Source organism: Kitasatospora sp. NPDC015120, assembly GCF_043080305.1.
Classification (GTDB): Bacteria; Actinomycetota; Actinomycetes; order Streptomycetales; family Streptomycetaceae; genus Kitasatospora.
In genome coordinates, this window is the sequence record NZ_JBIBVJ010000022.1 from 73,012 (window position 1) to 95,595 (window position 22,584).

The 22,584-nt window shown below is 73.7% G+C and carries 20 protein-coding genes and 1 pseudogene; 10 read left to right on the plus strand and 11 right to left on the minus strand.

The window, feature by feature from the left end; genetic code table 11:
- Positions 1-55: 55 nt before the first annotated feature.
- The 5 genes from ACF1AK_RS31240 to ACF1AK_RS31260 form a co-directional block, all read right to left on the minus strand.
- Entirely contained in the window at positions 56-445 is a 390-nt protein-coding gene (locus ACF1AK_RS31240) for a DUF3099 domain-containing protein (protein ID WP_391502218.1), read from the minus strand.
- A gap of 116 nt (positions 446-561) precedes the next feature.
- Positions 562-1,107, minus strand: a complete 546-nt coding sequence (locus tag ACF1AK_RS31245; protein WP_391502219.1) for an RNA 2'-phosphotransferase — start codon at positions 1,105-1,107, stop codon at positions 562-564.
- Positions 1,108-1,139: 32 nt separating this feature from the next.
- Positions 1,140-2,546 carry a metallopeptidase TldD-related protein gene (locus ACF1AK_RS31250; RefSeq protein WP_391502220.1) on the minus strand — a complete coding sequence of 469 codons (1,407 nt, stop codon included), beginning with the start codon at positions 2,544-2,546 and terminating at the stop codon, positions 1,140-1,142.
- Entirely contained in the window at positions 2,543-4,105 is a 1,563-nt protein-coding gene (locus ACF1AK_RS31255; protein WP_391502236.1) for a TldD/PmbA family protein, read from the minus strand. The genes ACF1AK_RS31250 and ACF1AK_RS31255 overlap by 4 nt, the downstream gene beginning before the upstream one ends.
- Before the next feature lie 131 nt (positions 4,106-4,236).
- Complete coding sequence (locus ACF1AK_RS31260; RefSeq protein WP_391502221.1) at positions 4,237-5,382, minus strand: MBL fold metallo-hydrolase; 1,146 nt, start codon at positions 5,380-5,382, stop codon at positions 4,237-4,239.
- A 372-nt stretch (positions 5,383-5,754) separates the two neighbouring features.
- Between ACF1AK_RS31260 and fabG the strand changes: the two genes are divergently transcribed.
- Both fabG and fabI read left to right on the plus strand, forming a co-directional pair.
- The gene (gene fabG / locus ACF1AK_RS31265; RefSeq protein WP_380287706.1) at positions 5,755-6,474 is read left to right on the plus strand and encodes a 3-oxoacyl-[acyl-carrier-protein] reductase; all 720 of its coding nucleotides are present in this window, start codon (positions 5,755-5,757) and stop codon (positions 6,472-6,474) included.
- A gap of 3 nt (positions 6,475-6,477) precedes the next feature.
- Positions 6,478-7,245, plus strand: a complete 768-nt coding sequence (gene fabI / locus ACF1AK_RS31270; protein ID WP_391502222.1) for an enoyl-ACP reductase FabI — start codon at positions 6,478-6,480, stop codon at positions 7,243-7,245.
- A gap of 69 nt (positions 7,246-7,314) precedes the next feature.
- Here the strand turns inward: fabI and ACF1AK_RS31275 are convergent, their stop codons facing one another.
- From ACF1AK_RS31275 to ACF1AK_RS31290, 4 genes are all read right to left on the minus strand, one after another.
- On the minus strand, positions 7,315-8,370 hold the full coding sequence (locus ACF1AK_RS31275; RefSeq protein WP_391502223.1) for a hypothetical protein: 1,056 nt from the start codon (positions 8,368-8,370) through the stop codon (positions 7,315-7,317).
- Entirely contained in the window at positions 8,367-10,538 is a 2,172-nt protein-coding gene (locus ACF1AK_RS31280; protein WP_391502224.1) for a DUF6571 family protein, read from the minus strand. Before ACF1AK_RS31280 ends, ACF1AK_RS31275 begins: the two co-directional genes overlap by 4 nt.
- 4 nt (positions 10,539-10,542) lie before the next feature.
- A complete protein-coding gene (locus ACF1AK_RS31285; protein WP_391502225.1) occupies positions 10,543-10,881 on the minus strand; it encodes a WXG100 family type VII secretion target in 339 nt (112 codons plus the stop codon).
- Positions 10,882-11,006: 125 nt separating this feature from the next.
- Positions 11,007-11,681 (minus strand): FadR/GntR family transcriptional regulator, encoded by a 675-nt coding sequence (locus tag ACF1AK_RS31290; protein ID WP_380287711.1) that lies wholly within the window; start codon positions 11,679-11,681, stop codon positions 11,007-11,009.
- Positions 11,682-11,766: 85 nt separating this feature from the next.
- Here ACF1AK_RS31290 and ACF1AK_RS31295 point away from each other — a divergent pair, with 85 nt between their 5' ends.
- The 3 genes from ACF1AK_RS31295 to ACF1AK_RS31305 all read left to right on the plus strand — a co-directional run bounded on the left by ACF1AK_RS31295 (position 11,767) and on the right by ACF1AK_RS31305 (position 13,899).
- Positions 11,767-13,074: a CynX/NimT family MFS transporter gene (locus ACF1AK_RS31295; protein ID WP_391502226.1), complete on the plus strand. Its 1,308-nt coding sequence runs from the start codon at positions 11,767-11,769 to the stop codon at positions 13,072-13,074.
- A gap of 62 nt (positions 13,075-13,136) precedes the next feature.
- On the plus strand, positions 13,137-13,259 hold the full coding sequence (locus tag ACF1AK_RS31300) for an SGM_5486 family transporter-associated protein (RefSeq protein WP_344333909.1): 123 nt from the start codon (positions 13,137-13,139) through the stop codon (positions 13,257-13,259).
- A gap of 112 nt (positions 13,260-13,371) precedes the next feature.
- On the plus strand, positions 13,372-13,899 hold the full coding sequence (locus tag ACF1AK_RS31305; RefSeq protein ID WP_391502237.1) for a SixA phosphatase family protein: 528 nt from the start codon (positions 13,372-13,374) through the stop codon (positions 13,897-13,899).
- A gap of 123 nt (positions 13,900-14,022) precedes the next feature.
- Here ACF1AK_RS31305 and serB read toward each other — a convergent pair.
- Positions 14,023-15,249, minus strand: a pseudogene (gene serB, locus ACF1AK_RS31310) (phosphoserine phosphatase SerB); the annotation flags it as partial.
- A 316-nt stretch (positions 15,250-15,565) separates the two neighbouring features.
- On the opposite strand from serB, the gene ACF1AK_RS31315 reads away from it, so the two are divergent.
- The 3 genes from ACF1AK_RS31315 (at position 15,566) to ACF1AK_RS31325 (ending at position 20,228) form a co-directional block, all read left to right on the plus strand.
- Positions 15,566-18,181, plus strand: coding sequence for an FHA domain-containing protein (locus tag ACF1AK_RS31315; RefSeq protein WP_391502227.1), 2,616 nt, complete (start codon positions 15,566-15,568; stop codon positions 18,179-18,181).
- A gap of 309 nt (positions 18,182-18,490) precedes the next feature.
- The gene (locus tag ACF1AK_RS31320) at positions 18,491-19,585 is read left to right on the plus strand and encodes a GAF domain-containing sensor histidine kinase (protein ID WP_391502238.1); all 1,095 of its coding nucleotides are present in this window, start codon (positions 18,491-18,493) and stop codon (positions 19,583-19,585) included.
- Complete coding sequence (locus ACF1AK_RS31325; protein ID WP_391502228.1) at positions 19,578-20,228, plus strand: response regulator; 651 nt, start codon at positions 19,578-19,580, stop codon at positions 20,226-20,228. Before ACF1AK_RS31320 ends, ACF1AK_RS31325 begins: the two co-directional genes overlap by 8 nt.
- Positions 20,229-20,244: 16 nt before the next feature.
- Here ACF1AK_RS31325 and ACF1AK_RS31330 read toward each other — a convergent pair whose 3' ends face one another.
- On the minus strand, positions 20,245-21,045 hold the full coding sequence (locus ACF1AK_RS31330; protein ID WP_391502229.1) for a hypothetical protein: 801 nt from the start codon (positions 21,043-21,045) through the stop codon (positions 20,245-20,247).
- 148 nt (positions 21,046-21,193) lie between these two features.
- Here ACF1AK_RS31330 and ACF1AK_RS31335 point away from each other — a divergent pair, with 148 nt between their 5' ends.
- Both ACF1AK_RS31335 and ACF1AK_RS31340 read left to right on the plus strand, forming a co-directional pair.
- The gene (locus ACF1AK_RS31335; protein WP_380298310.1) at positions 21,194-21,985 is read left to right on the plus strand and encodes an ABC transporter ATP-binding protein; all 792 of its coding nucleotides are present in this window, start codon (positions 21,194-21,196) and stop codon (positions 21,983-21,985) included.
- A gap of 186 nt (positions 21,986-22,171) precedes the next feature.
- Positions 22,172-22,582 (plus strand): NfeD family protein, encoded by a 411-nt coding sequence (locus tag ACF1AK_RS31340; protein ID WP_380298316.1) that lies wholly within the window; start codon positions 22,172-22,174, stop codon positions 22,580-22,582.
- Positions 22,583-22,584 lie beyond the last annotated feature (2 nt).

Consider the following 22,584-nt stretch of genomic DNA (forward strand, 5'->3'; position numbering starts at 1 on the left):
CTTCTTTTGAGCTTTCCGGCCCCACAAGCGGTGGATAGTGGCTCAAAACGGACGGTCAGCTCCGGCCCTGTGAAGAATCGGTGGGCGCACGCCCGGCCCCATCAGCACCCTGCGTCACATCAGCACCGAGCGGACCGGAGCCGCCGGGGCCCAGCATCAGCGGCGTGGTGGGCGGTACGTCGAAGGTGGACGGCAGACCCGGGGCTCGCTCCCGGCCCGCGTTGGCGAGCAGCACCGCGAAGTACGGCAGCAGCACCCCGCCCGCCAGAGCGGCGAAAGCCAGCCATCGCTGGACGTCCCACAGCACCACCGCGAGCAGCACGCAGACCGTCCGCAGCAGCATCGAGGCCACGTACCGGCGCTGCCGCCCGCGGACGTCCTCGCTGAGGCTGCTGCGGGCCCCCGTGATCCGGTAGACCCGACCGCCGCCGGCACTCTTGCCCATGTCCCAACCGCCCTCGTCCACGCACCCGCGCGCCTCGCCGCGCGGCCATCTCACGGTACGCCGGGAGGGCGCCGGCGACGAGACCGGGTCCGCGGGCGTCCCCCGAACGGCCCCGGTCAGTCCCGGGAGAGGTACTGCGGCGGCACCGCGTCCGTCAGCCAGACCCCGTTGGCGCTCACCCGGAACGCGTGGCCCGCCGCCGCCATCGCGGCCGCGTCCACCCGGAGCACCACCGGCCGGCCGTGCCGGGCGCCCACCCGGACCGCGGTCCCGGTGTCCGCCGACAGGTGGACGTCCTGGCGGCTCATCGGACGCAGCCCCTCCCGGAGGATCGCCGCCAGGCTGCGGGTCGCGGTGCCGTGGAACAGCACCGGCGGGGGCTCGGTGGCGGCCAGACCGAGGTCGACCGCCACCGAGTGCCCCTGGCTGGCCCGGATCGACAGGCCGTCCGGCGAGTAGGCGAAGCGGCGCTTGTTGTTGGTGGCCACCACGTGGTCCAGCTCGGCCCTGGTCAGCCGGGTGCCCCGGGCCGCCAGCGCGCCGAGCAGCACGTCCACCCGCACCCAGCCGGCCGCGTCCAGGGTGATCCCCACCCGGCCCGGGTCGTGCCGCAGGATGCCCGACAGCATCCTGCTGGTCCGCACCACGCGCTTCTCGTCCACGCCTGTCGTTCCTCTCCGGTCGGGCCGCCCGGCTACGAGGCCTGGCTGACCGAGCTCATGTTGAATCCGGACACCCGCACCGGCGGCATCGCCGTCCGGGTGAACCAGTCGCTCCACTCGCGCGGCAGGCAGCGCTCCGTGCGGCCGGCCTCGGTGATCCGCCCGAGCAGGTCCACCGGCGACTCGTTGAAGCGGAAGTTGTTGACCGCCCCGACCACCTCGCCGTTCTCCACCAGGTAGACGCCGTCCCGGGTCAGGCCGGTCAGCAGCAGCGTCGCCGGGTCCACCTCGCGGATGTACCAGAGGCAGGTGAGCAGCAGGCCGCGCTCGGTCCGGGCGATCATCTCCTCCAGGGTCGGCGCGTCCTCCTGGCCGGCCGTCTCCAGCACGAGGTTGCCGACCTCCGGGCGCACCGGCAGTCCGCCCAGGGCCGCCGAGTGCCGGTTGGTGACCAGGGCGGTCAGCTCGCCGTCGCGGATCCAGTCGGTGGCGGTCAGTGGCAGGCCGTTGTCGAACACCGAGGACTCGCCCTCGCCGGCGGGGGCCAGCACGAACGGCGCGCACTCCAGGCCCGGCTCGTGCGGGTCCGAGCGCAGCGTCAGCGGCAGCCCGGCCAGCTTCTCGCCGATCCGCGTCCCGCCGCCGGGCCTGGAGAAGACCGTGCGGCCCTCGAAGGCGTCCCGGCCGCCGGCCGACCACGTCAGGTACACCATGAGGTCGGCGACGGCGGACGGCGGCAGCAGCGTCTCGTAGCGGCCGGCCGGCAGGTCGATCCGGCGGCTGCCCCAGCCGAGCCGCCGGGTCGCCTCGGCGTGCAGGGCGGTGACGTCCACGTCGGCGAAGTCCCGGGTGGAGGCGCCGGTCCAGGCCGAGCCGGACAGGTCGGCGGTCTTGGCGTTCAGCTCGACCATGCCGGTCGGCTGGTCGTGGCGCAGCCGCAGACCGGTGGAGGTGCCCAGGTAGCTGGTGACCAGCTCGTGCCGGGCGAAGCCGTACAGCAGCTCGCCCTGGTCGGCGGCGCGGGCGAAGGCCCGGCCCAGGGCCGGGCCGAACTCCTCGAACACGGCGATCGAGGTCTCGGCGGGCGGCTCGGTGAAGTGCGGCGAGTTCGCCTGCTCGCCGGCGGTGACCAGCGGCTGCGCGTCCTCGGCGGGGCCGGCCGCGCGGGCGGCGTCCTCGGCGGCCCGCACCAGGTCCGCCACCTCCCCGGGGCCGACGGCCTCGCGGGAGACCACGCCGGAGGCGGTGCCCTCGGCGCCGGCCACCGTGGCGATCACGGTGAGCCGCCGGCCCCGGGTGACGCCGTTGGTGGTGAGCGCGTTGCCGGCCCAGCGCAGGTTGGCGGTCGACTCCTCGTCGGCGATCACCACGCAGCCGTCGGCGCGGGAGAGGCCGAGCGCCAGCTCGACGAGTTCGTGGGGCTGCGTCGTCGCGGTCATCGGTGACCCGCCTCCTGCTGGGTGTTGAGCACGTTGACGTTGCGGAACAGGGCCGAGGGGCAGCCGTGGCTGACCGCGGCGACCTGGCCGGGCTGCGCCTTGCCGCAGTTGAAGGCGCCGCCCAGGACGTAGGTCTGCGGGCCGCCGACGGCCGCCATCGAGCCCCAGAAGTCGGTGGTGGTGGCCTGGTAGGCGAAGTCCTTGACCTGGCCCGCGAGTTCGCCGTTCTTGATGGCGTAGGCACGCTGGCCGGTGAACTGGAAGTTGTACCGCTGCATGTCGATCGACCACGAACGGTCTCCGACGATGTAGAGGCCGTTCTCGACACCCGCGAACAGGCCCTCGGTGGACGGGCCGGCCTCGGCCGGCCGCAGCGAGACATTGGCCATCCGCTGCACCGGGACGTGCGCGGGGGAATCGGCGAAGGCGCAGCCGTTGGAGCGCTCGAAGCCCTTGAGCCCCGCCATCGCGCGGTCGAGCTGGTAGCCGACCAGGACGCCGTCCTTGACGAGGTCCCAGGACTGCGCGGCCACCCCCTCGTCGTCGTAGCCGACGGTGGACAGCCCGTGCTCGGCGGTGCGGTCGCCGGTGACGTGCATCAGCTCGGAGCCGTACCTCAGCGAGCCGAGCTGGTCGAAGGTGGCGAAGGAGGTGCCCGCGTAGGCGGCCTCGTAGCCGAGGGCCCGGTCCAGCTCGGTGGCGTGGCCGATCGACTCGTGGATGGTCAGCCACAGGTTGGACGGGTCGATCACCAGGTCGTAGCGGCCCGCCTCGACGCTCGGCGCCTTCATCTTCTCGGCCAGCAGGGCGGGCAGTTCCGCGAGCTCGGCGTCCCAGTCCCACCCGGTGCCCGTCAGGTACTCCCAGCCGCGCCCCGCCGGCGGCGCCAGGGTGCGCATCGAGTCGAAGGCGCCGGTGCGCCCGTCCACCGAGGTGGCCTCCAGCACCGGGTGCAGCCGCACCCGCTGCTGGGTGGTGACGGTCCCGGAGGTGTCCGCGTAGAACTTGTTCTCCTGGACGGTCAGCAGGGTCGCCTGGACGTGCGAGACGCCCTCGGCGGCCAGCAGCCGGGTGCTCCACTCGGCGAGCAGCGCCGTCTTCTCGGCGTCCGGCACCTCGAAGGGGTTCACGTCGTACGCGGAGACCCAGGTGACGTCGCGGTGCACCGGCTCGTCGGCCAGTTCGACCCGCTGCGCCGATCCCGCCGCGCGGCTGATCCCGCCGGAGAGCCTGGCCACCGCGACGGCCTGCCCGGCCACCCGGGCCGCGGCGTCCGGGGTGAGGTCCACCCCGGCGGCGAAGCCCCAGGCGCCGTCCAGCAGCACCCGCACGGCGAAGCCGAGCTGGACGCTGTCGGAGGTGCCGGACGGGCGGGCGTCGCGCAGCCGCCAGGAGGCGCTGCGCACCCGCTCCAGACGGAAATCGGCGTGGCCGGCGCCGAGTTCGCGGGCCCGGGTGAGGGCGGCGTCGGCGAGGGCGCGCAGCGGGTGGCCGAGGAAGAGCGGGTCGACGGCGCGCGCGGCGCCGCCGCGGGACGCGGGCGTGCTGGTCGGGGGCAGCGGAGGCAATCGGGCTCCCTGGTCGGGCGGACGGCGGTGCGGCGCCCCGATACGGACAAGGACGCCCGAACCGCATCATTGCCCGTCAAGGGGGTTTCGGCCAGCGCATTTCCGGTGCGGCGGCCGGGCGGCTACCGGACGCCCTCCCACCAGCCGTCCAGCTCCGGCGGGTTGTCGACGTCCACCCGCTCGCCGGGGCGCGGGACCGCCAGCGGCACGCTCTGCTCCTTGGCGGCCACCACCAGCCGCTCGACCGGCTCGGCCCACGGGTGCAGCCCCAGGTTGAAGGTGCACCAGTGCACCGGCAGCAGCAGTCCGGCGTTCAGCTCCCGGTGGGCGAGGACGGCGTCCTCGGGCGTCATGTGGATGTCCGCCCAGGCCGGGTCGTAGGCGCCGACCTGCATCAGCGCGGCGTCGAACGGGCCGTGCTCGGCGCCGATCCGCGCGTAGCCCTCGAAGTAGCCGGAGTCGCCGGTGTAGTAGACCTTGCGGCCCGGCCCGGCGATCACCCAGGAGCCCCACAGGGTGGTGTTGCGGGTCAGGCCGCGGCCGGAGAAGTGGTGGGCGGCGGTCAGGGTGAGCGCCAGGTCGCCGAGGGTGCAGGTCTCGTCCCAGTCCAGCTCGATGATCCGGTGTTCGGGCACGCCCCAGCGGCGCAGGTGGGCGCCGATGCCGAGCGGGACCGCGAACGGCGCGGACTGGCTGCGCACCAGCCGCCGGACCGTCGCCAGGTCCAGGTGGTCGTAGTGGTCGTGCGAGATGAGCACCGCGTCCACCTGCGGCAGCTCCTCCAGCTCCACCGGCACCGGGTGCAGCCGGCGCGGGCCGACCTGCGCGGCGGGGGAGCAGCGCTCGCTCCACACCGGGTCGAGCAGCACCCGTGACCCCTCGATCTCCACCAGCGCCGAGGCGTGCCCGTACCAGGTGACCGCCACGCCCTCGGCGGCCGGGCCCGCGGCGTCGGCCGGGCGGACGGTGGGCACCGGCCGGCCCGGCGTGCGGCCCTCGCGCTGGAACAGCACCCGGCGCAGCGTGCCCGGGTCGATGCCAGTCGGCGCGGACGCCCGGGCCAGCACGGAGGGCGCGTTGTGGAAGACCCCGTCGCGGTACTGGGGGGAGTTGCGCAGCCGCTCCTCCCGCTCGCCGTCCGGCCGGCGGCCGAACGCCGCCGGGAGGTCGCGCAGCGCCCAGGCGACCGCTCCCGCGCCGGCCGCCAGCGCGGCCAGGGCCGCCAGTCGTCCGCGCCGTTGGGTGGTCCCGGCCCGTGCCTCGCTCATTGCGCGCTCCGCCTCCGCTCGTCACCGGGGCCGGTTTCCGGCTGCGGGCCGCTGCGGGCCCGGTGCGGCGGCCCCGGCGTGGTGCCGCACCAGGGGCACAACGGGCATGCCCCGGCGTGGGGTTCCCGGACGGCCGGCTCAGTGGACACGACAACGCGGCGGGGACCGCCGGGCGCATAGCGGGAAGCCGGCCGGACACGGATTGTCGGGTACCGACAGTTCCGTCGGTGCGGCGCTGTGGGAGACCGATTCGTCGCGGCGCGGGAACGACCGATAGCGTCAAGCATCGCGTACTCGTTGCGACGTACGCGGACATCACGCAGTGGCGCGCGGGCATCACGGCGTGCGCACCCAACGGAGAGAGGTGGATCGTTGAGCCGCTCGGTTCTCGTCACCGGAGGCAACCGGGGCATCGGCCTCGCGATCGCCCAGGCCTTCGCCGAGGCGGGCGACAAGGTCGCCATCACCAGCCGGTCGGGTGAGGTGCCCGAGCAGCTGGCCAAGTACGACGTGCTCGCGGTGCGCTGCGACATCACCGACAGCGCCCAGGTGGACGCCGCCCTGACCGAGGTCGAGGCCGCGCACGGCGCCGTCGAGGTGCTGGTCGCCAACGCCGGGATCACCAACGACACCCTGCTGCTGCGGATGTCGGAGGAGGCCTTCACGTCCGTCCTGGACACCAACCTCACCGGTACCTTCCGCGTCGTGAAGCGCGCCTCCAAGCTGATGATGCGCGCCCGCAAGGGCCGGATCGTGCTGATCTCCTCGGTCGTCGGCCTCTCCGGCTCCCCGGGCCAGGCCAACTACGCCGCGTCCAAGGCGGGCCTGGTCGGCTTCGCCCGTTCGCTGGCCCGCGAGCTGGGCCCGCGCAACATCACCGTCAACGTGGTCGCCCCCGGCTTCGTGGACACCGACATGACCGCGGTGCTCAGCGACGAGCGCCGCGCGGAGATCGTCGCCGGCGTGCCCCTGGGCCGCTACGCGGCGCCCGCCGAGGTCGCTTCCACCGTGCGGTTCCTCGGTTCGGACGAGGCCGCGTACATCACCGGAGCCGTCATTCCCGTCGACGGCGGATTGGGCATGGGTCACTGAGACATGAGCGGAATCCTTGAGGGCAAGCGCATCCTGATCACCGGTGTGCTGCTGGAGTCCTCCATCGCCTTCCACGCCGCCAAGCTGGCCCAGGAGCAGGGCGCCGAGGTCATCCTGACCGCCTTCCCGCGGCCGAGCCTGACCGAGCGCGTCGCCAAGAAGCTGCCGAACCCGGTCAAGGTCCTGGAGCTGGACGTCTCCAGCCCGGAGCAGCTGGCCGGCATCGCCGACCAGGTGCGCGAGTACCTGCCGAGCCTGGACGGCATCGTCCACTCGATCGGCTTCGCCCCGCAGGACGCCCTGGGCGGCAACTTCCTGAACACGCCGTGGGAGTCCGTGGCCACCGCCATGCACGTCTCGGCGTACTCGCTGAAGTCGCTGACCACGGCGCTGCTGCCGCTGATGCAGGACGGCGGCTCGGTCGTCGGCCTCACCTTCGACGCGCAGTTCGCCTGGCCGCAGTACGACTGGATGGGCCCGGCCAAGGCCGCCCTGGAGTCCACCAACCGCTACCTGGCCCGCTACCTGGGCGAGCGGGACATCCGCTGCAACCTGGTCTCGGCCGGCCCGCTCGGCTCGATGGCCGCCAAGTCCATCCCGGGCTTCGGCGACCTGGCCGCCACCTGGGACAACCGCTCGCCGATGAAGTGGGACCTGAACGACCCGGAGCCGGCCGGCCGCGGCGTCGTCGCCCTGCTGTCGGACTGGTTCCCGAAGACCACCGGCGAGATCGTCCACGTCGACGGCGGCCTGCACGCCATCGGCGCCTGACGCCTCCCGCACCCGCCGCGGCCCGGCGCCCCTCCCGCTCGGGTGGGGCGCCGGGCCGCGGCGTCGGTGCTACCGGGGCGCGACCGGCTCGCAGCCGCGCTGCGCGGCGACGGCGTTGACCCAGGAGGTGAACAGCGGCGTGCTGAAGGCCGACCTGTCGCGGGGAGCGGTGAGGTCCTCCCGTCCGGACAGGTGGAGGAAGAGGTCGTCCTTCCCGCACGGCGCGTGGACGTCGCCGTGCGAGCCCGTGCCCCGCCAGCCCGCCGGCAGGGGGGCGTCCAGCGTCGCCCGCCGGGCGACGAAGGCCGGATAGCGGGTGTCGGTGGTGCTGGTGAAGCGGATCGCGGGCTCGCTCATGATCCGGCTGTAGACCCAGCAGGACTGCAGCGGCGCCGCCGGGTCGCTGACCCGCTGGGCCAGGTCCTGCTTGTTCTCGCCGGTGCCCACCCCCGGCAGACCGCACAGCCGCCCGTCGGTGGCGGGCTCGACGGCCGTGCCGGGAGCCGTGAGGTGCATGTCCGGGACGTCGCCGGAGCCGCAGCCGGACGACCTGGCGAGCGCCGCGCCGAAGTCGGCGGCGAGCCGGGCCAGGGCGGAGCGGGCCTCCTGGTCCGGAGTCTCCTTCGACGGCTCGTCCTGCCACCTGAGGCCGTGCTTGCCGCGGTGGCGCACATCGGCGCTGAGGATGTCGGCGTCCCGGTCCGGGAAGGCCTCCGTCCCGCTGCCCGAGGCCTTGCGGCAGCCCGCCGGCAGGACCAGCCAGCCGGTGTCGTTGGCGAAGGCGCCGAGCGGCCCCCGGTCCGGCTGCGACATCGCGGGGTCGACGGGACTGCGCTCGTCGGCGCGGTCGACGCCGTGGGTCTGCAGGGTGAGGTCGGCGCCGCCCGCGACCTCGATCACGCAGCGGCCCTCCGGCGCGGCGCGGTCCCCGGCGAGGCGGCTCTGGACGACCTCGATCCTGCCGTCGCCCAGGAGCCGCTGGACGTCCTTCGTCGCGACGGCGCCGTCGCAGAGGCGGTCCGGGACGAAGAGGTTGGTGTAGCGCCAGGTCGCGAAGCCGCCGGCCCCCAGCACGAGGACGAGGGCGGCGGCGACGAGCGTCCAGGCGCGCCGGGAGAGCCTCACTTCTGACCGTTCCGTCCGAGGGCGCTCATCGCGTTCGCGTGGCCGGTGGTGTGGCCGGTGGCCATCTCCTGGTTGACCACGTTGGCCGCCCCGCTGCTCGCGTGGGTCGCCTCGCCCCAGCCCGCCGCCATGACCTTGCCCTGGGTCAGCGCGGCGTAGTGGGCGTCGGCGGACTTGGAGTTGCCCGCGTTCTGGGCGTCCTCCTTGATGTTGTCGGTCCACTCGGAGATGCCCAGGTCGACGAGGCCGCCCGCGAGGTCGCCGACCTCGGGGATGAACCCGGTCACGTTGCCGTTCACCATGGAGGCGAGCTCGCCGGTCTTCTCGGCCCATTCCATCCGGTCGTCCTTCTCGTCCAGGATGACGGAGGAGCGGATCGCGTCGTAGGCACCGAGCGCCGTGCCGACCTGTCGGGCCGGGATGTCCCGCTCCTCCGCGGCGTGCTGCGGATCGGGCGGGAGGGCGGCCAGGGCCTCGGCCGCCTTGGCCCGCTCGGCGCCGTAGAGCGTGGCATAGGCCTCCGGGTCGTCGGAGACGCCGCGCATGACCCGGACGAGGTGGTCGGAGCTGCCGCCGAGGTGGCCCTCGCCGTTCTTCTCCCAGGCGCCGTTGTGCTGGGCGGTGGAGACGTCCTCGCTGAGTATCAGGTGCGTGTCGTCGACGTAGTCCGACAGCGCGTTGGCGATCGGCTTCTTCAGGTCGTCGTGCACGTCCTCCGCGCCCTTGCCCTCGGCGTCCAGCGCGTCGACGACGCCCTGCATCACCCGGGCCTGCGCCGGGGTGTGCGGGCCGCCGTTGTGGGTGCCCTCGCCGGGGACGTCACCGGTGGCGGCGGCCTCCAGGGCGGCGGCGAGGCCGTCCTGGTGGGTGGTCTTGTCGATCATCGGCGGGCCGTACAGGGTGTTGACGTACGAGGTGGGCCACTCGCGCTCGCGCAGCAGGTACGTGAGGCGGTCCTCGGCGCCGGGGCCCTTGGGATCGAGGAACTGCGTGGCGGCGTCCGGGTTCTGGCCCATCAGCTTGAGCACGCCGTTCACCGGGTCGTACTCCAGGTCCGGGCGCGGTCCGTTGAACTGGTGCGAGGACCAGCGGTTCTTGTCGCCGCGCTCGGCGGCGAGGATGTCGGTGCCGAGGTCGTTCAGGAACTGCGAGCCGTACCCGGCGTTGCCGTGCTGGAGCAGGGTGGCCAGCGTCTGGTAGCCGTAGATCGGCTCGCTCTTGCCGCCGAAGTGCCGCTCGTTGACGTTCTTGACGCCGGCTTCCTGGAGGCCCTTGCGGAAGTCCCGGTAGAACGTGCCGCCGGTGTCCCGGGTGGCGCCGGCGATGGTGTTGGCGAGGTTGGTCTGCAGCTCGCCGTACTCGCCCTTGTTCTTGCCGCCCCGGTCGTTGATCCGGACCTCCAGCTCGTCGGCGAGCAGCAGGGTGCCCTCGGGGCCGAGCGCGTTGAGCAGGGTCTGGCCGTAGACGGGGCTGCCGGAGTTGGCCTTCATCAGGTTGTTGAGCTCGGCGAGCTCGTCCGGGCCGAGGCTCTTGCCGTCCTTGAGCCGGGCGGCGAGTTCGGCGGCCCGCTTGCCGTCCGCCTCGTCGCCGCCGCCGACGGCCTGGCCGTTGAACTCGTTCACCAGGTCGCCGACCTTGGCGGCGCGGCGCAGCTGGAGGGCGGCCCGCTGGTCGGCGGCGGTCGCCTCCTCCACGTAGATCTTGATCTTCTGCGCCCACTGGCCGGCGGCCTGGCTGCGCTCCTGCTGGTACTCCCGGTCGTGGTGGTACTCCTGCCGGGTGGCCGGGTCGAGCGCGCCGACGTCGAACATCACGGCGCCGGTGCCGGTCACCTTCATGCCGTCGGCCTGGGCGTCGGCGACGGTCTGCTTCAGCTTCCGCTGCGCCGCCTCGAAGTCGTTCTTGGCGTCGGTGATGATCGACGCGACGGCCTTGGCCTCGGTCTGCGCGTCGATGCTCTGCTGGCGGGTCCGGTCGACGTGGGCGTTGGCGGCGAACGCGGTGGAGCCCATCCACAGGCCCTGGTTGCCGGTGACGGCGAGCACCTCGGTCTCCAGCCGGTGCTGGATCTGCTGGTACTTGCCGGCCATCGCCGTCCAGTCGGCGGCGGCCTTGGCCATCGCGGACGGGTCGGCCTTCATGACATCCTCGAAACCGAGCAGGCTCACGCGATCACGCCTTTCCGCTGAACGACGTGGCGATGCCGTGCTCGACGCTCAGGTAGTTGCTGTGGGTCTGCCGCATCATCCCGGCCTCCTGGTTGAGCCGGCCGTTGAGCTGCGACACCTGCTCGTGCCACTCCTTGAGCGCCCCGCGCAGCGCGGCCGCGGAGTCCCAGCCGCTCAGCTTCGAGGCCGCGGCCTCGGTCGACTCGTCGGCCGTCTTCCCGGCCGCGGTGCTGTCGTTGGCGATGCCGTCCAACGAGGTGGCCGCCTTGTCCAGGGCCGGCGTCGACACCTTCGTCGGCCCGCCCCCCGGTCCCTGGCCCAGTTTCAGGTCCGGATCCGCCATCACTTCTCCCCGTGGTGTCCACACCCGGCCGGAGTCCGGCCGTCCGCGAATTTTCACGGGACGTTAGCACGTCAAAAGCGGCCCCCCGCAAGGTGAGAGGCCGCTGCGCACGGAACCGGGACGGGTCAGGCGTCGGGGTCGTTGCAGGCGCCGATGGCGCGGCCGGCCTCGTGGGAGGCGCGCTGGGGGTCGCGGGCGCGGATGGCGTCGACGATCTTGTCGTGGCCGAGGTAGCGCTCGGCGATGAGTTCGGGGCCGACGTCGTGGCGCAGGTGGGCGCGGGTGACCTCGCCGAGGTCGGCGTAGACGGCGGCGAGGACGTCGTTGTGGGCGGCGGCGACGACGGCCTGGTGGAAGGCGGCGTCGGCCTGCACGAAGTCCTCGGCGTCGCCGGCGCGCCAGGCGTCCTCGCGGCGGGCGAGGGCGGCGTCGATGAGGGCGAGGTCGCGGTCGGTGCGGCGGGTGGCGGCGAGGCCGGCGGCCGAGGTCTCCAGGGTGGCCCGCAGTTCGGCGACCTGGGCGCGGTCGGCGTCGGCGAAGCGGCGGTGCATCACCCCGGCGAGTTCGCTGGTGGCCAGGACGTAGGTGCCGGAGCCCTGGCGGATGTCCAGCAGGCCGTTGTGGGCGAGCGCCCGGACGGCCTCGCGCACCGTGTTCCTGGCCACACCGAGCTGTTCGACGAGGGCGGCCTCGGTGGGGATGCGCGAGCCGACCGCCCACTCGCCGGAGGTGATCTGGGCCCGGAGCTGGGCGATCACCTGGTCGGACAGCGGGGTGCGCCTCGGCGAGGACAGCGCCACGGGGGACTCCTTGGGTCGGACGGGTCGGGCCATCATGCCAATTCGTGGATGCGCTAATTCATCCCATCATTCTATGATGACTCGCATGTCGTCCGCCGCAGACACCGCAGACCCCGCCACCACCTCCCCCCGGACCGGTCCCCGGCCGCAGACCGAACGGTCCGCCGCCCCGGCCGGCCGCAGCACCCTCGGCTGGCTGTTCGCCCTCGCGATCGCCGCCGCCGCCTTCAACCTGCGGCCCGTGGTCACCAGCCTCGGTCCGCTGCTCGACCAGGTCCGCGCCGACCTCGGGATGAGCCCGACGGTGGCCGGCCTGCTCACCGCCGTCCCCTCGCTCTGCTTCGCCCTGTTCGGCTTCGCCGCGCCCGGCCTGGCCCGCCGGCTCGGCCCGGTCGCGGTGGTCACCGCGGGCATGGGCGCGATCACCGCGGGCGTGCTGGCCCGGTCCTTCGCGGGCAACACGGCCGTCTTCCTGCTGCTGACCTCGCTCGCGCTGGCCGGTGTCGCGGTCGCCAACGTGCTGATCCCGGTGGTGATCAAGCGGTACTTCCCGGAGAAGGTCGGGCCGATGATCGGCCTGTACTCGATGGCGCTGTCCGCCGGCACCGCGCTGGCCGCGGCCGTCACCGTCCCGCTGACCAGCGCGCTCGGCGGGGACTGGCGGGTCGGCCTCGGGGTGTGGGCCGCGCTCGGCGCCCTCGCGCTGCTGCTCTGGCTGCCGGCGCTGCTCACCCGGCGCCAGGAGGCCGGCGCGGCGCCCGGCGGCGCGGCCGGCGCGGTGAAGCTGCCGATCACCCGCAGCCGCACCGCCTGGGCGCTGGCCTGCTTCTTCGGCTGCCAGGCGACCGGCGCCTACGTGGTGATGGGCTGGCTGCCGAAGATCTTCCAGGACTCCGGCATCTCCGAGGGCACCTCCGGCGTGCTGCTGGCGCTGACCATGGTGATCGGCGTACCGGTCTCCTTCGTGCTGCCCAACCTGGCCGCCCGCCGCGGTGACCAGCGGCTGTTCGTGGTGGTGCTGGCGGCCTTCGGCATCGCCGGCTACCTCGGCCTGGCCTTCGCCCCGGCCGCCGCGCCCTGGGTGTGGGCGGTCCTGGTGGGCCTGTCCAACTGCGCCTTCCCGCTGGTGCTGACCATGATCGGCCTGCGCGCCCGGACGGCCGGCGGGGTGGCCCAGCTGTCGGCCTTCGCCCAGGGCGTCGGCTACCTGATCTCGATCCCCGGCCCGATCCTGATCGGCCGGCTCTACCAGGCGACCGGCGAGTGGTACCTGCCGCTCGGCTTCCTGGCGCTGCTGCTGGTGCCGCAGATGCTGTTCGGCCTGCGGGCCGCCCGGTCCCGGCACATCGAGGACGAGGCCGTCCCGGCGCAGGCCGCCGCCGCCTCGGCCTGACGAGGCGGCCCGCCGGCGGGGGCGGTGGTGGACGGGCGTGTCCGGGGTGGGAGAATCCGGGCATGCCCGTTCTCGAACCGAACCCCACCGACGGCCACAAGAAGCTCGGCCAGCTCGCCGCGATCATCGGCGGCATCGTCGTCCTGCTGATCATCGTCGCGACCGTCGCCCAGAACCTGGGCTGACGGCCGGACGGCCTCCGCGCGGACCGCGCACGACGGCACCGCCCGCCCCTCCGGGTGGCCGCATCGGGCAGCATCGCGCTCCCGGCCGGCTTTTCTGCCAAGCTTGCTGGGTATGAGCGCCGACACGCCCCGCAGGATCATCGTTCTCCGCCATGCCAAGGCCGACTGGCCGGACGGCGTCGACGACCACGAGCGGCCGCTGGCCGACCGGGGCCGCCACCAGGCCCCGGAGGCCGGACGCTGGCTCGCCGACTCCGGCATCAACCCCGACTACGTGCTCTGCTCCGACGCCCTGCGCACCCGGGAGACGTGGAAGCTCGCCGCGCACGAGCTCCCGAAGCGCTCGCGCAGGACCGTCTACGACGGACGGGTCTACGAGGCCACCCCCGGTGCGATCATCGCCGTCCTCCAGGAGACCCCGGAGGAGTACGCCGACCTCGTCCTGGTCGGCCACAACCCGGGCGTGCTGGGCCTGACCCAGGTGCTGGCCGGGGACGAGGGCGACCGGGACGCACTGGAGCGGCTGCGCCTCGGCGGCTTCCCGACCGCCGCCATCGCGGTGCTCAGCTTCTCCGGCTCCTGGAAGGGCGTGGAGCCGGGCGTCGCCGAGCTGGTCTCGTACTTCACGCCGCAGGACTGAGCGGGCGCGGCCCGATGAACGACCGAGGGGCGGGGGGGCCCCGGGCGCCCCCCCCCCCGGGGGTGGTCGGGGCCGGGAGCCGCCCGCCCGCGGGGCCCCCCCCGCCAGGCCCCCCCCGACGCCGGCCGCCTCGACCTCCTCGCGGGTGATCCCCAGCAGGTAGAGCACGGTGTCCAGGAAGGGCACGTTCACGGCGGTGTCCGCCGCCTGCCGCACCACGGGCTTGGCGTTGAACGCCACGCCCAGCCCGGCCGCGTTCAGCATGTCCAGGTCGTTGGCGCCGTCGCCGATCGCCACCGTCTGCTCCAGCGGCACCCGGGCCTGCTCGGCGAACCGGGCCAGCCAGCGCGCCTTGCCCGCCCGGTCGACGATCTCGCCGACCACCCGGCCGGTGAACTTCCCGTCCACCACCTCCAGGGTGTTCGCGGCCGCGAAGTCCAGCCCCAGCTGCTCCACCAGGTGGTCGGTGACCTGGGTGAACCCGCCGGACACCACCGCGACCTGGAAGCCCAGCCGCTGCAGCGTGCGGATCAGGGTGCGCGCCCCCGGGGTGAACCGGACCTCCGCGCGCACCTTCTCGGTCACCGTGGCGTCCAGTCCGGCCAGCAGCGCCACCCGGGCGTGCAGCGACTCGGCGAAGTCCAGCTCGCCGCGCATCGCCGCCGCCGTCACCTCGGCGACCTGCTCCTCGCAGCCCGCGTGGGCGGCGAACAGCTCGATCACCTCGTCCTGGATCAGCGTGGAGTCGACGTCCATGACCACCAGCCGCTTGGCCCGCCGCTCCAGCCCGGCCGCCACCACCGCGACGTCCACCCGCTGGGTGGCCGCCTCCTGCGCCAGCTCGGCGCGCAGCTGCTCGGTGGCCACGCCCGAGACGGCCAGCTCGACGGCGGTCACCGGGTACTTGGCGAGCCGGAAGACACGGTCGATGTTGCCGCCGGACCCGGTGATCCGGGAGGTGAGCGCGGCGACGGCGGAGGCCGTCAGCGGGTGGCCGAGGACGGTGACGTGCGAGCGGCCCTCGCGCCGCGGCCGGTTGTCGCCGGTCCCGGAGATGATCTCGGCCTGGAGCTTCTGGTCCTCGGCCCAGCGGTGCACGACGGCCCGCAGACCGCCCTCCGCGCCGGGCGCCGGGGGAGCGGTGACCAGGGCGCACAGCGTTATCCGGCCGCGGGTCACCACCTGCTCGATGTCGACGACCTCGACGCCGTACCCGGCCAGGGTGGCGAAGAGCCCGGTGGTGATCCCGGGGCGGTCCTTGCCGAACACCTTGACGAGCAGGGTGCGCCCGTCCTCGGTCCGGGGCTGCGATGCGGGGAGCGGCTCGGCGGCCAAGGGCGATGCGTTCATGGTGCCTCCCACGCTACCCGCAGCCCGTCACGGCCACGGCACCCGTCCGGGTCGTGGACGGGCGTCCGGGCCGGCTCGCCGGCCGGTCCGCGGACGTGCCCGCGGACCGGCCCGCGGACGTGCCCGCCGACGTGCGGCGGAGCCGGCCGTCCACGGGTGGTCCGCGAATCGTTGCCGCCTGGTCACAGTCCGCGGGGGCGGCTTTCACCCGCGCCCGGCGGGCTGGAATGATTCCCCCGTCAGATTCACGATCATTTCGCCCCGACCTGACCGGGGCGCACCATCGGGGGAACCGAGAGAGCGGGGCAGACGAGCAGTGCCGCAACTCGTCATCGAGATCAACGGACAGCAGCGGGTCCTGGAACCCGGGCGGTCCTACACCATCGGTCGCAACCCGCAGTCGGACTTCCAGTTCGACGACGCGCGGGTCTCCTGGCAACACGCCACCATCTCCTTCAACGGGGCGGGTTGGCAGCTGGACGACCACGGGAGCACCAACGGCACCTTCACCGGCGGCGCCCGCACCCTCCAGGCGCAGCTGTTCCCGGGAGCCGTCGTCCACCTCGGCAACGCCGACAACGGCCCCCGGCTCGCCTTCTCCGCGCCGGCCGTCCAGCCCGCCGCACCGGCGCAGGCCTGGCACGAGGCGACCACCAGCCGCAGCCCCGCCGCGCCGCCGCACGTCGCCGCGCCGCACCAGCAGCAGTGGCAGGCCCCGGCGCCGCAGCAGCCCTACCCGCCGCAGGCGCAGGCCCAGCCGCCGCACCAGCAGCAGTGGCCGCAGCAGCACGCCCAGCCCCAGCCGCAGCCGTTCCCGCAGGCCCAGCCGCACCCGCAGGCCCAGCCGCAGCCGTTCCCGCAGCAGCAGGGCTTCCCGCAGCCGTCGCCCGCCGAGCACGACGGCGGCCCGCAGCCGACGATCATCCGCAACCTGACCGCCGGCATGAAGACCATCCGGATCGGCCGCGCGCTCGACAACGACATCGTGGTCTCCGACCTCCAGGTCTCCCGCCACCACGCCGAGCTGCGCCAGCTGCCGGACGGCCGCTACGAGATCGTCGACCTCGGCAGCCACAACGGCATCTTCCTCAACGGCCAGCGCGTCGAGCGCCAGCTGATCGGTGCCCAGGACCGGCTGACGGTCGGCCACTCCAGCTTCGTCCTGGTCGGCGACCAGCTCCAGGAGTTCGTCGACACCGGCGCGGTCTCCTTCTCCGCCCGCCACCTGACGGTCGAGGTCGAGCACAAGGGCGGGAAGAAGATCCTGCTCAACGACGTCAGCTTCGGCGTCCCGGAGAAGTCCCTGGTCGCGGTCATCGGCCCGTCCGGCTCCGGGAAGTCGACCCTGCTGCGCGCCCTCACCGGCTACCGCCCGGCCGACCGCGGCGACGTCCTCTACGACGGCCGCAACCTCTACAAGCAGTTCGCCGAGCTGCGCTCGCGGATCGGCCTGGTGCCGCAGTCGGAGATCCTGCACAAGGAGCTGACCGTCCGCACCGGCCTCAAGTACGCGGCCCGGCTGCGCTTCCCCGGGGACACCGAGGCGCGCGAGCGCGAGGCGCGGATCGACGAGGTGCTCTACGAGCTGCGCCTGGACAAGCGCGCCGACAACCGGATCACCGCGCTCTCCGGCGGCCAGCAGAAGCGCGTCTCGGTTGCCCTGGAGCTGCTCACCAAGCCCTCGCTGATCTTCCTGGACGAGCCCACCTCGGGCCTCGACCCGGGCATGGACCGCGAGGTCATGCAGATGCTGCGCGGCCTCGCCGACGACGGCCGCACCATCCTGGTCGTCACCCACTCGGTGGCCGAACTCGCCCTCTGCGACCGGCTGCTGGTGATGGCGCCGGGCGGCTCGGTGGCCTACTTCGGCCCGCCGGACGAGGCCCTGCACTTCTTCGGGTACGAGACCTGGGCCGACGTCTTCCAGGCGTTCGAGAACTACCCGGACCACGACTGGGCCGGCCGCTACCGCGGCTCGGTGCACTACCAGCAGTACTCGGCGGACGTGGACTCCGGCGCCGCCGCGCAGTCCGCGCCGATCGTGCAGGAGGCCGTCCGCCCGCCGAAGCCGCAGAGCTGGGGCTCGCAGCTGTGGACGCTGATCCGCCGCTACGCCGCGGTGCTCGCCTCCGACCGGGGCTTCCTGGCGCTGTCGGTGCTGCTGCCGGCGGTGCTCGGCGCGGTCAGCGTGCTGATCCCGAACGACGCCGGCCTCGCGCCGAACCCGAAGTCGCAGCTCGGGCTGAACAGCGGCGCCGCGACGATCATGCTGATCCTGGCGATCGGCGCCTGCTTCTCCGGGGCGGCCAACTCGGTCCGCGAACTGATCAAGGAACGGGCGATCTACGAGCGGGAACGGGCCACCGGGCTGTCCCGCTCGGCGTACATGATGTCCAAGATCATCGTGCTGGGCTTCTTCAGCGTCGTCCAGGGCGCGATCATCTCCGCCGTCGGTTTCCTGCCGCGCAAGCTGCCCTCCGAGGGCCTGGTGATCAAGAACCTGCCGGTCCTGGAGATGAGCTTCGGCCTGATCCTGCTCAGCTTCGCCTCGATGATGTTCGGCCTGGCGATCTCCGCACTGGTCAAGACCGCCGAGAAGACCATGCCGCTGCTGGTCATGTTCGCGATCATCCAGGTCGTCTTCACCGGCTGCCTCTTCCAGGTCTTCTCCAAGCCCGGCCTGGAGCAGTTCGCCTGGCTGATGCCGGCCCGCTGGGGCACCGGCATGGTCGCCACCACCCTCGACCTCTCGCACCTGCTCGGCCCCTGGAACAAGGACTTCCAGAACCCCGAGTACGACGCGATCTGGGGCCACAACGCCGGCCAGTTCTGGTTCGACGCCGGGATCCTGGTCCTGATGTCGGTCGTCATCGGCATCGTCGTGACCCGCCTCCAGCGCCGCCACGAGCCCGAGGTCATGCAGAAGGGCTGACCGCCCGCCCGCCGACCGCCCGAGGGGCGGCCCGCCCCACCCGGGGAGGGCCGCCCCTCCGGCGTTTCCCGGGCGGGGCGGCCAGGGCCTAGGTCTGCGGTCCCGGGCCCCCGGTAGGGCCCGGGACGGACGCACGGGCCCCGCGCACAGCGGTAGGTTGGCGTCATGCCCACCGTGCCACGCGATCACCGGCACGCCGGAGCGCTGCCCACCGACCGGATCCCGGTCGGCCCGCCGCCCGACGGCACCCTGCCCGCCTGCGAACCCTGCCTCGCCGGCATCGAGGCCGTCAGCCAGGCCCTGCTCGCGATGAGCCGCCACCTGGAGGTGCGCGAGGTCCTGCGCCGGATCACCGCCTCCGCCCGCCGCCTGCTCGGCGCCGAGTACGCCGCCCTCGGCGTCCCCGACGACCACGGCGGCTTCGCCCAGTTCGTCGTCGACGGCGTCACCGACGAGCAGTGGAAGGCGATCGGCCCGCTGCCCCGCCAGCACGGCGTGCTCGCCGCGATGTTCGACGAGGGCGGCCCGGTCCGGCTCGACGACGTCCGGGGCGCCCCCTCCTTCGGCGGCTGGCCCGACGCCCACCCCGAACTGGACGCCTTCCTCGGCATGCCGATCGTCGACCCCGACCACGCCGAGGACGAACCCGCCGTGCTCGGCGTCATCTACCTCGCCAACAAGGCGGGCGGCGGCTTCACCGACCACGACGAGGAACTCCTGCGGATACTCGCCGCCCACGCGGCCCTCGCCCTGTCCAACGCCCGCCTCTACGAGCGCAGCCGCGAACTCACCCTGGCCGGCGAACGCGCCCGGATCGCCCACGACCTGCACGACGCCGTCTCCCAGAAGCTCTTCTCGCTGCGCCTGACCGCCAAGGCCGCCGCCAAGCTCGTCGACCGCGACCCGGCCCGCGCCCGCGAGGAACTCGCCGAGGTCGCCCGGCTCGCCGCCGAGGCCGCCGACGAACTGCGCGCCGTCGTCGTCGAACTGCGCCCCGCCGCCCTGGAGGAGGACGGCCTGAGCGCCACCCTCGCCTCCCAGGTGCAGGTCCTCGACCGCGCCCACACCGCCGACATCGCCTTCGCCGCCGACCGCGTCCGCGCCCTGCCGCAGGCCCAGGAGGCCGCCCTGCTGCGGGTCGCCCAGGAGGCCCTGCACAACGCGCTGCGCCACTCCGGCGCCGCCCGCGTCACCGTCACCCTGGCCGGCACGCCCGCCCGCGGCGCCCTGCTGCGGATCAGTGACAACGGCCGGGGCTTCGACCCGGAGTCGGTGCGCCGGGCGGGCCGCCACCTCGGACTGGTCTCGATGCGCGACCGCGCCGCCGCCGTCGGCGGCCGGCTCACCCTGGAATCCGCCCCCGGAAAGGGCACGGTCGTCGAGATGGAGGTCCCCGGTGCCTGACACCGCGCCCGCGATCCGCGTCCTGCTGGTCGACGACCACCAGGTGGTCCGCCGCGGCCTGCGCACCTTCCTGGAGGTGCAGGACGACATCGAGGTGGTCGGCGAGGCCGCCGACGGCGCCGAGGGCGTCGACCGGGCCCGCGCCCTCGACCCCGACGTCGTGCTGATGGACCTCAAGATGCCCGGCGTCGACGGCATCGAGGCGCTGCGCACCCTCAAGGAGGAGGGCAGCCGGGCCCGGATCCTGATCGTCACCAGCTTCACCGAGCACCGCACCATGGTCCCCGCCCTGCGGGCCGGCGCCGCCGGGTACGTCTACAAGGACGTCGACCCGGAGGCGCTGGCCGGCGCGATCCGCTCGGTCCACGCCGGCCACGTCCTGCTCCAGCCGGAACTCGCCGAGGCCCTGCTCGCCGACGACGGCCCGCGCGCCCCGCAGGGCCGCGGCGGCACCCTCACCGAGCGCGAGCGCGAGGTGCTCGGCCACATCTCCGACGGCCGCTCCAACCGGGAGATCGCCCGCAGCCTCCACCTGTCCGAGAAGACGGTGAAGACCCACGTCTCCAACATCCTGATGAAGCTGGACCTCGCCGACCGCACCCAGGCCGCGCTCTGGGCCGTCCGCAACGGCGAGACCCGCTGAGACCCGTCCCCGGGGTTCAGTCCCGCTGCTCGTCCACCAGCGCGTTGTACGCCGCCACCTGGGCCCGGCGGGCCGTGCGCCACAGCGGCGCCAGCGCCGCCTGCCGGGCCGCGATCTCCGAGGCGCTCACCGCCGCGCCGTGACCGCCCGAGGCGATCGACAGCAGCGCCGCCACCTGCCGCGCCGACTCCAGCACCCGCACCGCGCGCGGGGGGTACCCGGGGGCGAGCAGCTCGTCGTGCCCGCGCCGCCGGTACGCCTCCAACGCCCGCAGCGCCTCGGGCCCGGCGCCCGCCACGTCCAGCCGGGTCAGCAGCCGGGTCGCCCGGTGCAGCCCGTCCGCCAGCTCGAACTCCGCCTCGTGCAGCGACGGCACGTCCGCCGGCGGCGCGTCGTTCACCTCGGAACACCGCCACAGCACGATCGCCGAGCGGTCCCCGGCCGGGCCGAACACCTCCACCTCGGGCACCAGCCCCAGCGGCACGCCGACCGCCAGCACTGCCTCGCCGGCCGCCATCGCCCGCTCGTTGAACGGCGCCGGCCCGGTCAGGCCGAGCGGGTGCCCGGCCGACGGCAGCGCCAGCCGCAGCCCCGTCACGCCCAGCACCCGCAGCCGGCCCAGCGCCCAGGTGAGCCCGTGCCGCTCGTCCGGGCCGTCGCCGGGAAGGCCGGTCACCCGATGGCTCTCGTCGGCCCCCAGCACCGCCGCCGCGGCGTTGTCGGGCGGCACCAGACCGGCCAGCAGGGCGTTGCCCCAGGCGGCCAGCCGCCCCGAACGGGGCTCTTCGTACGGATTGTCGGCAGGAGTGGCGAGCATCCGGCCAGCCTACGGAATCGGCGGCCATCCGCGTGGCGTAGGTTTGCCCATGCGTGTGCGGCGCACCCACTCCGTGCCCACCGGCCGCCGGAGTGGCCGCCCGCCCGCACCGACGGCCGAGATATCTGTTTTTGGGGAAGGCGTAGGCATGAGCGACGTGCTGGAGCTGGTGGACGTTTCCGTGGTCCGGGAGGGGCGCGCGCTGGTCGACCAGGTCTCGTGGTCCATCTCCGAGGGAGAGCGCTGGGTCATCCTCGGCCCGAACGGCGCCGGCAAGACCACCCTGCTGCAGATCGCGTCCTCGTACCTCTTCCCGACCGCCGGCAAGGTCACCGTCCTCGGCGAGAAGCTCGGCGAGGTCGACGTCTTCGAACTGCGCTCGCGGATCGGCCTGGCCGGCGCCGCGATGTTCGACAAGCTGCCCGCCGAGCAGACCGTCCTGCAGACGGTGCTCACCGCCGCGTACGGCATGACCGTCACCTGGCAGGAGACCTACGAGCAGTCCGACGAGTCCCGCGCGCTCGCCCTGCTCGACCGCCTCGGCATGGCCGGCCTGACCGACCGCCGCTTCGGCACCCTCTCCGAGGGCGAGCGCAAGCGCACCCTGATCGCCCGCGCGCTGATGACCGACCCCGAACTGCTGCTGCTCGACGAGCCCGCCGCCGGTCTCGACCTCGGCGGCCGCGAGGACCTCGTCCGCCGCCTCGGCGCACTGGCCCAGGACGAGTTCGCGCCGGCCATGGCCATGGTCACCCACCACGTCGAGGAGATCGCCCCCGGCTTCACCCACGTCCTGATGATCCGTCAGGGCAAGGTGCTCGTCGCCGGCCCGATCGACACCGAGCTGACCGCCCGCAACCTCTCCAAGTGCTTCGGCCTGCCGCTGACCCTGGAGCGCCACGGCGACCGCTGGTCTGCCCAGGGCCTGCCGCTCGGCTGACACCGCGTCGGATCCGGCGCGGGTCCGGCGCGGGTCCGACGGGGCCGCGCCGGACCCGTCGAACCCCCGCTGAAGCCACCCGAACCGGAACCGGTCGCACGTGCGACCGGTTTCCGCCCCTCCACCTGCGGGAACTGACCGCCTCGAAGGCCCTTCCCTCCCTAGGATGGACACGTGGACAGCTGGATCTGGTGGCTCCTGGCCGCCGTCGGCCTCGGCATACCGTTGGTGATCACGGCCATGCCGGAACTCGCCATGTTCGCCGTCGGCGCGCTCGTCGCGGCCGGAGTCGCGGCGCTGGGCGCCGACCCGGTCTGGCAGGTCCTGACCTTCGTCGCGGCCTCGGTCGCGCAACTGGTCGTCGTCCGCCCCATCGCCTACCGGGCACTGCGGAAGGGCCCGCAGATCAAGATGGGCATCGAGGCGCTCAAGGGCGCCACCGCGGTCGTCGCGGAAAGGGTCGACGCGGAGGGCGGCCGGATCAAGCTCAACGGCGAGATCTGGTCGGCACGCGCGCTCCACCCCGAGCAGGTGTACCAGCCGGGGGAGCAGGTCGACGTCGTCGAAATCCAGGGCGCGACCGCCCTGGTCGTCTAGGG

What these genes read in the sequence shown, in the direction of transcription:
- ACF1AK_RS31240 (WP_391502218.1), bottom strand. Translation starts at nt 445, where the DNA reads ATGGGCAAGAGTGCCGGCGGCGGTCGGGTCTACCGGATCACGGGGGCC.
- ACF1AK_RS31250 (WP_391502220.1), bottom strand. Translation starts at nt 2,546, where the DNA reads ATGACCGCGACGACGCAGCCCCACGAACTCGTCGAGCTGGCGCTCGGC.
- ACF1AK_RS31260 (WP_391502221.1), bottom strand. Translation starts at nt 5,382, where the DNA reads ATGAGCGAGGCACGGGCCGGGACCACCCAACGGCGCGGACGACTGGCG.
- fabI (WP_391502222.1), top strand. Translation starts at nt 6,478, where the DNA reads ATGAGCGGAATCCTTGAGGGCAAGCGCATCCTGATCACCGGTGTGCTG.
- ACF1AK_RS31285 (WP_391502225.1), bottom strand. Translation starts at nt 10,881, where the DNA reads ATGGCGGATCCGGACCTGAAACTGGGCCAGGGACCGGGGGGCGGGCCG.
- ACF1AK_RS31295 (WP_391502226.1), top strand. Translation starts at nt 11,767, where the DNA reads ATGTCGTCCGCCGCAGACACCGCAGACCCCGCCACCACCTCCCCCCGG.
- ACF1AK_RS31300 (WP_344333909.1), top strand. Translation starts at nt 13,137, where the DNA reads ATGCCCGTTCTCGAACCGAACCCCACCGACGGCCACAAGAAGCTCGGC.
- ACF1AK_RS31305 (WP_391502237.1), top strand. Translation starts at nt 13,372, where the DNA reads ATGAGCGCCGACACGCCCCGCAGGATCATCGTTCTCCGCCATGCCAAG.
- ACF1AK_RS31320 (WP_391502238.1), top strand. Translation starts at nt 18,491, where the DNA reads ATGAGCCGCCACCTGGAGGTGCGCGAGGTCCTGCGCCGGATCACCGCC.
- ACF1AK_RS31330 (WP_391502229.1), bottom strand. Translation starts at nt 21,045, where the DNA reads ATGCTCGCCACTCCTGCCGACAATCCGTACGAAGAGCCCCGTTCGGGG.
- ACF1AK_RS31335 (WP_380298310.1), top strand. Translation starts at nt 21,194, where the DNA reads ATGAGCGACGTGCTGGAGCTGGTGGACGTTTCCGTGGTCCGGGAGGGG.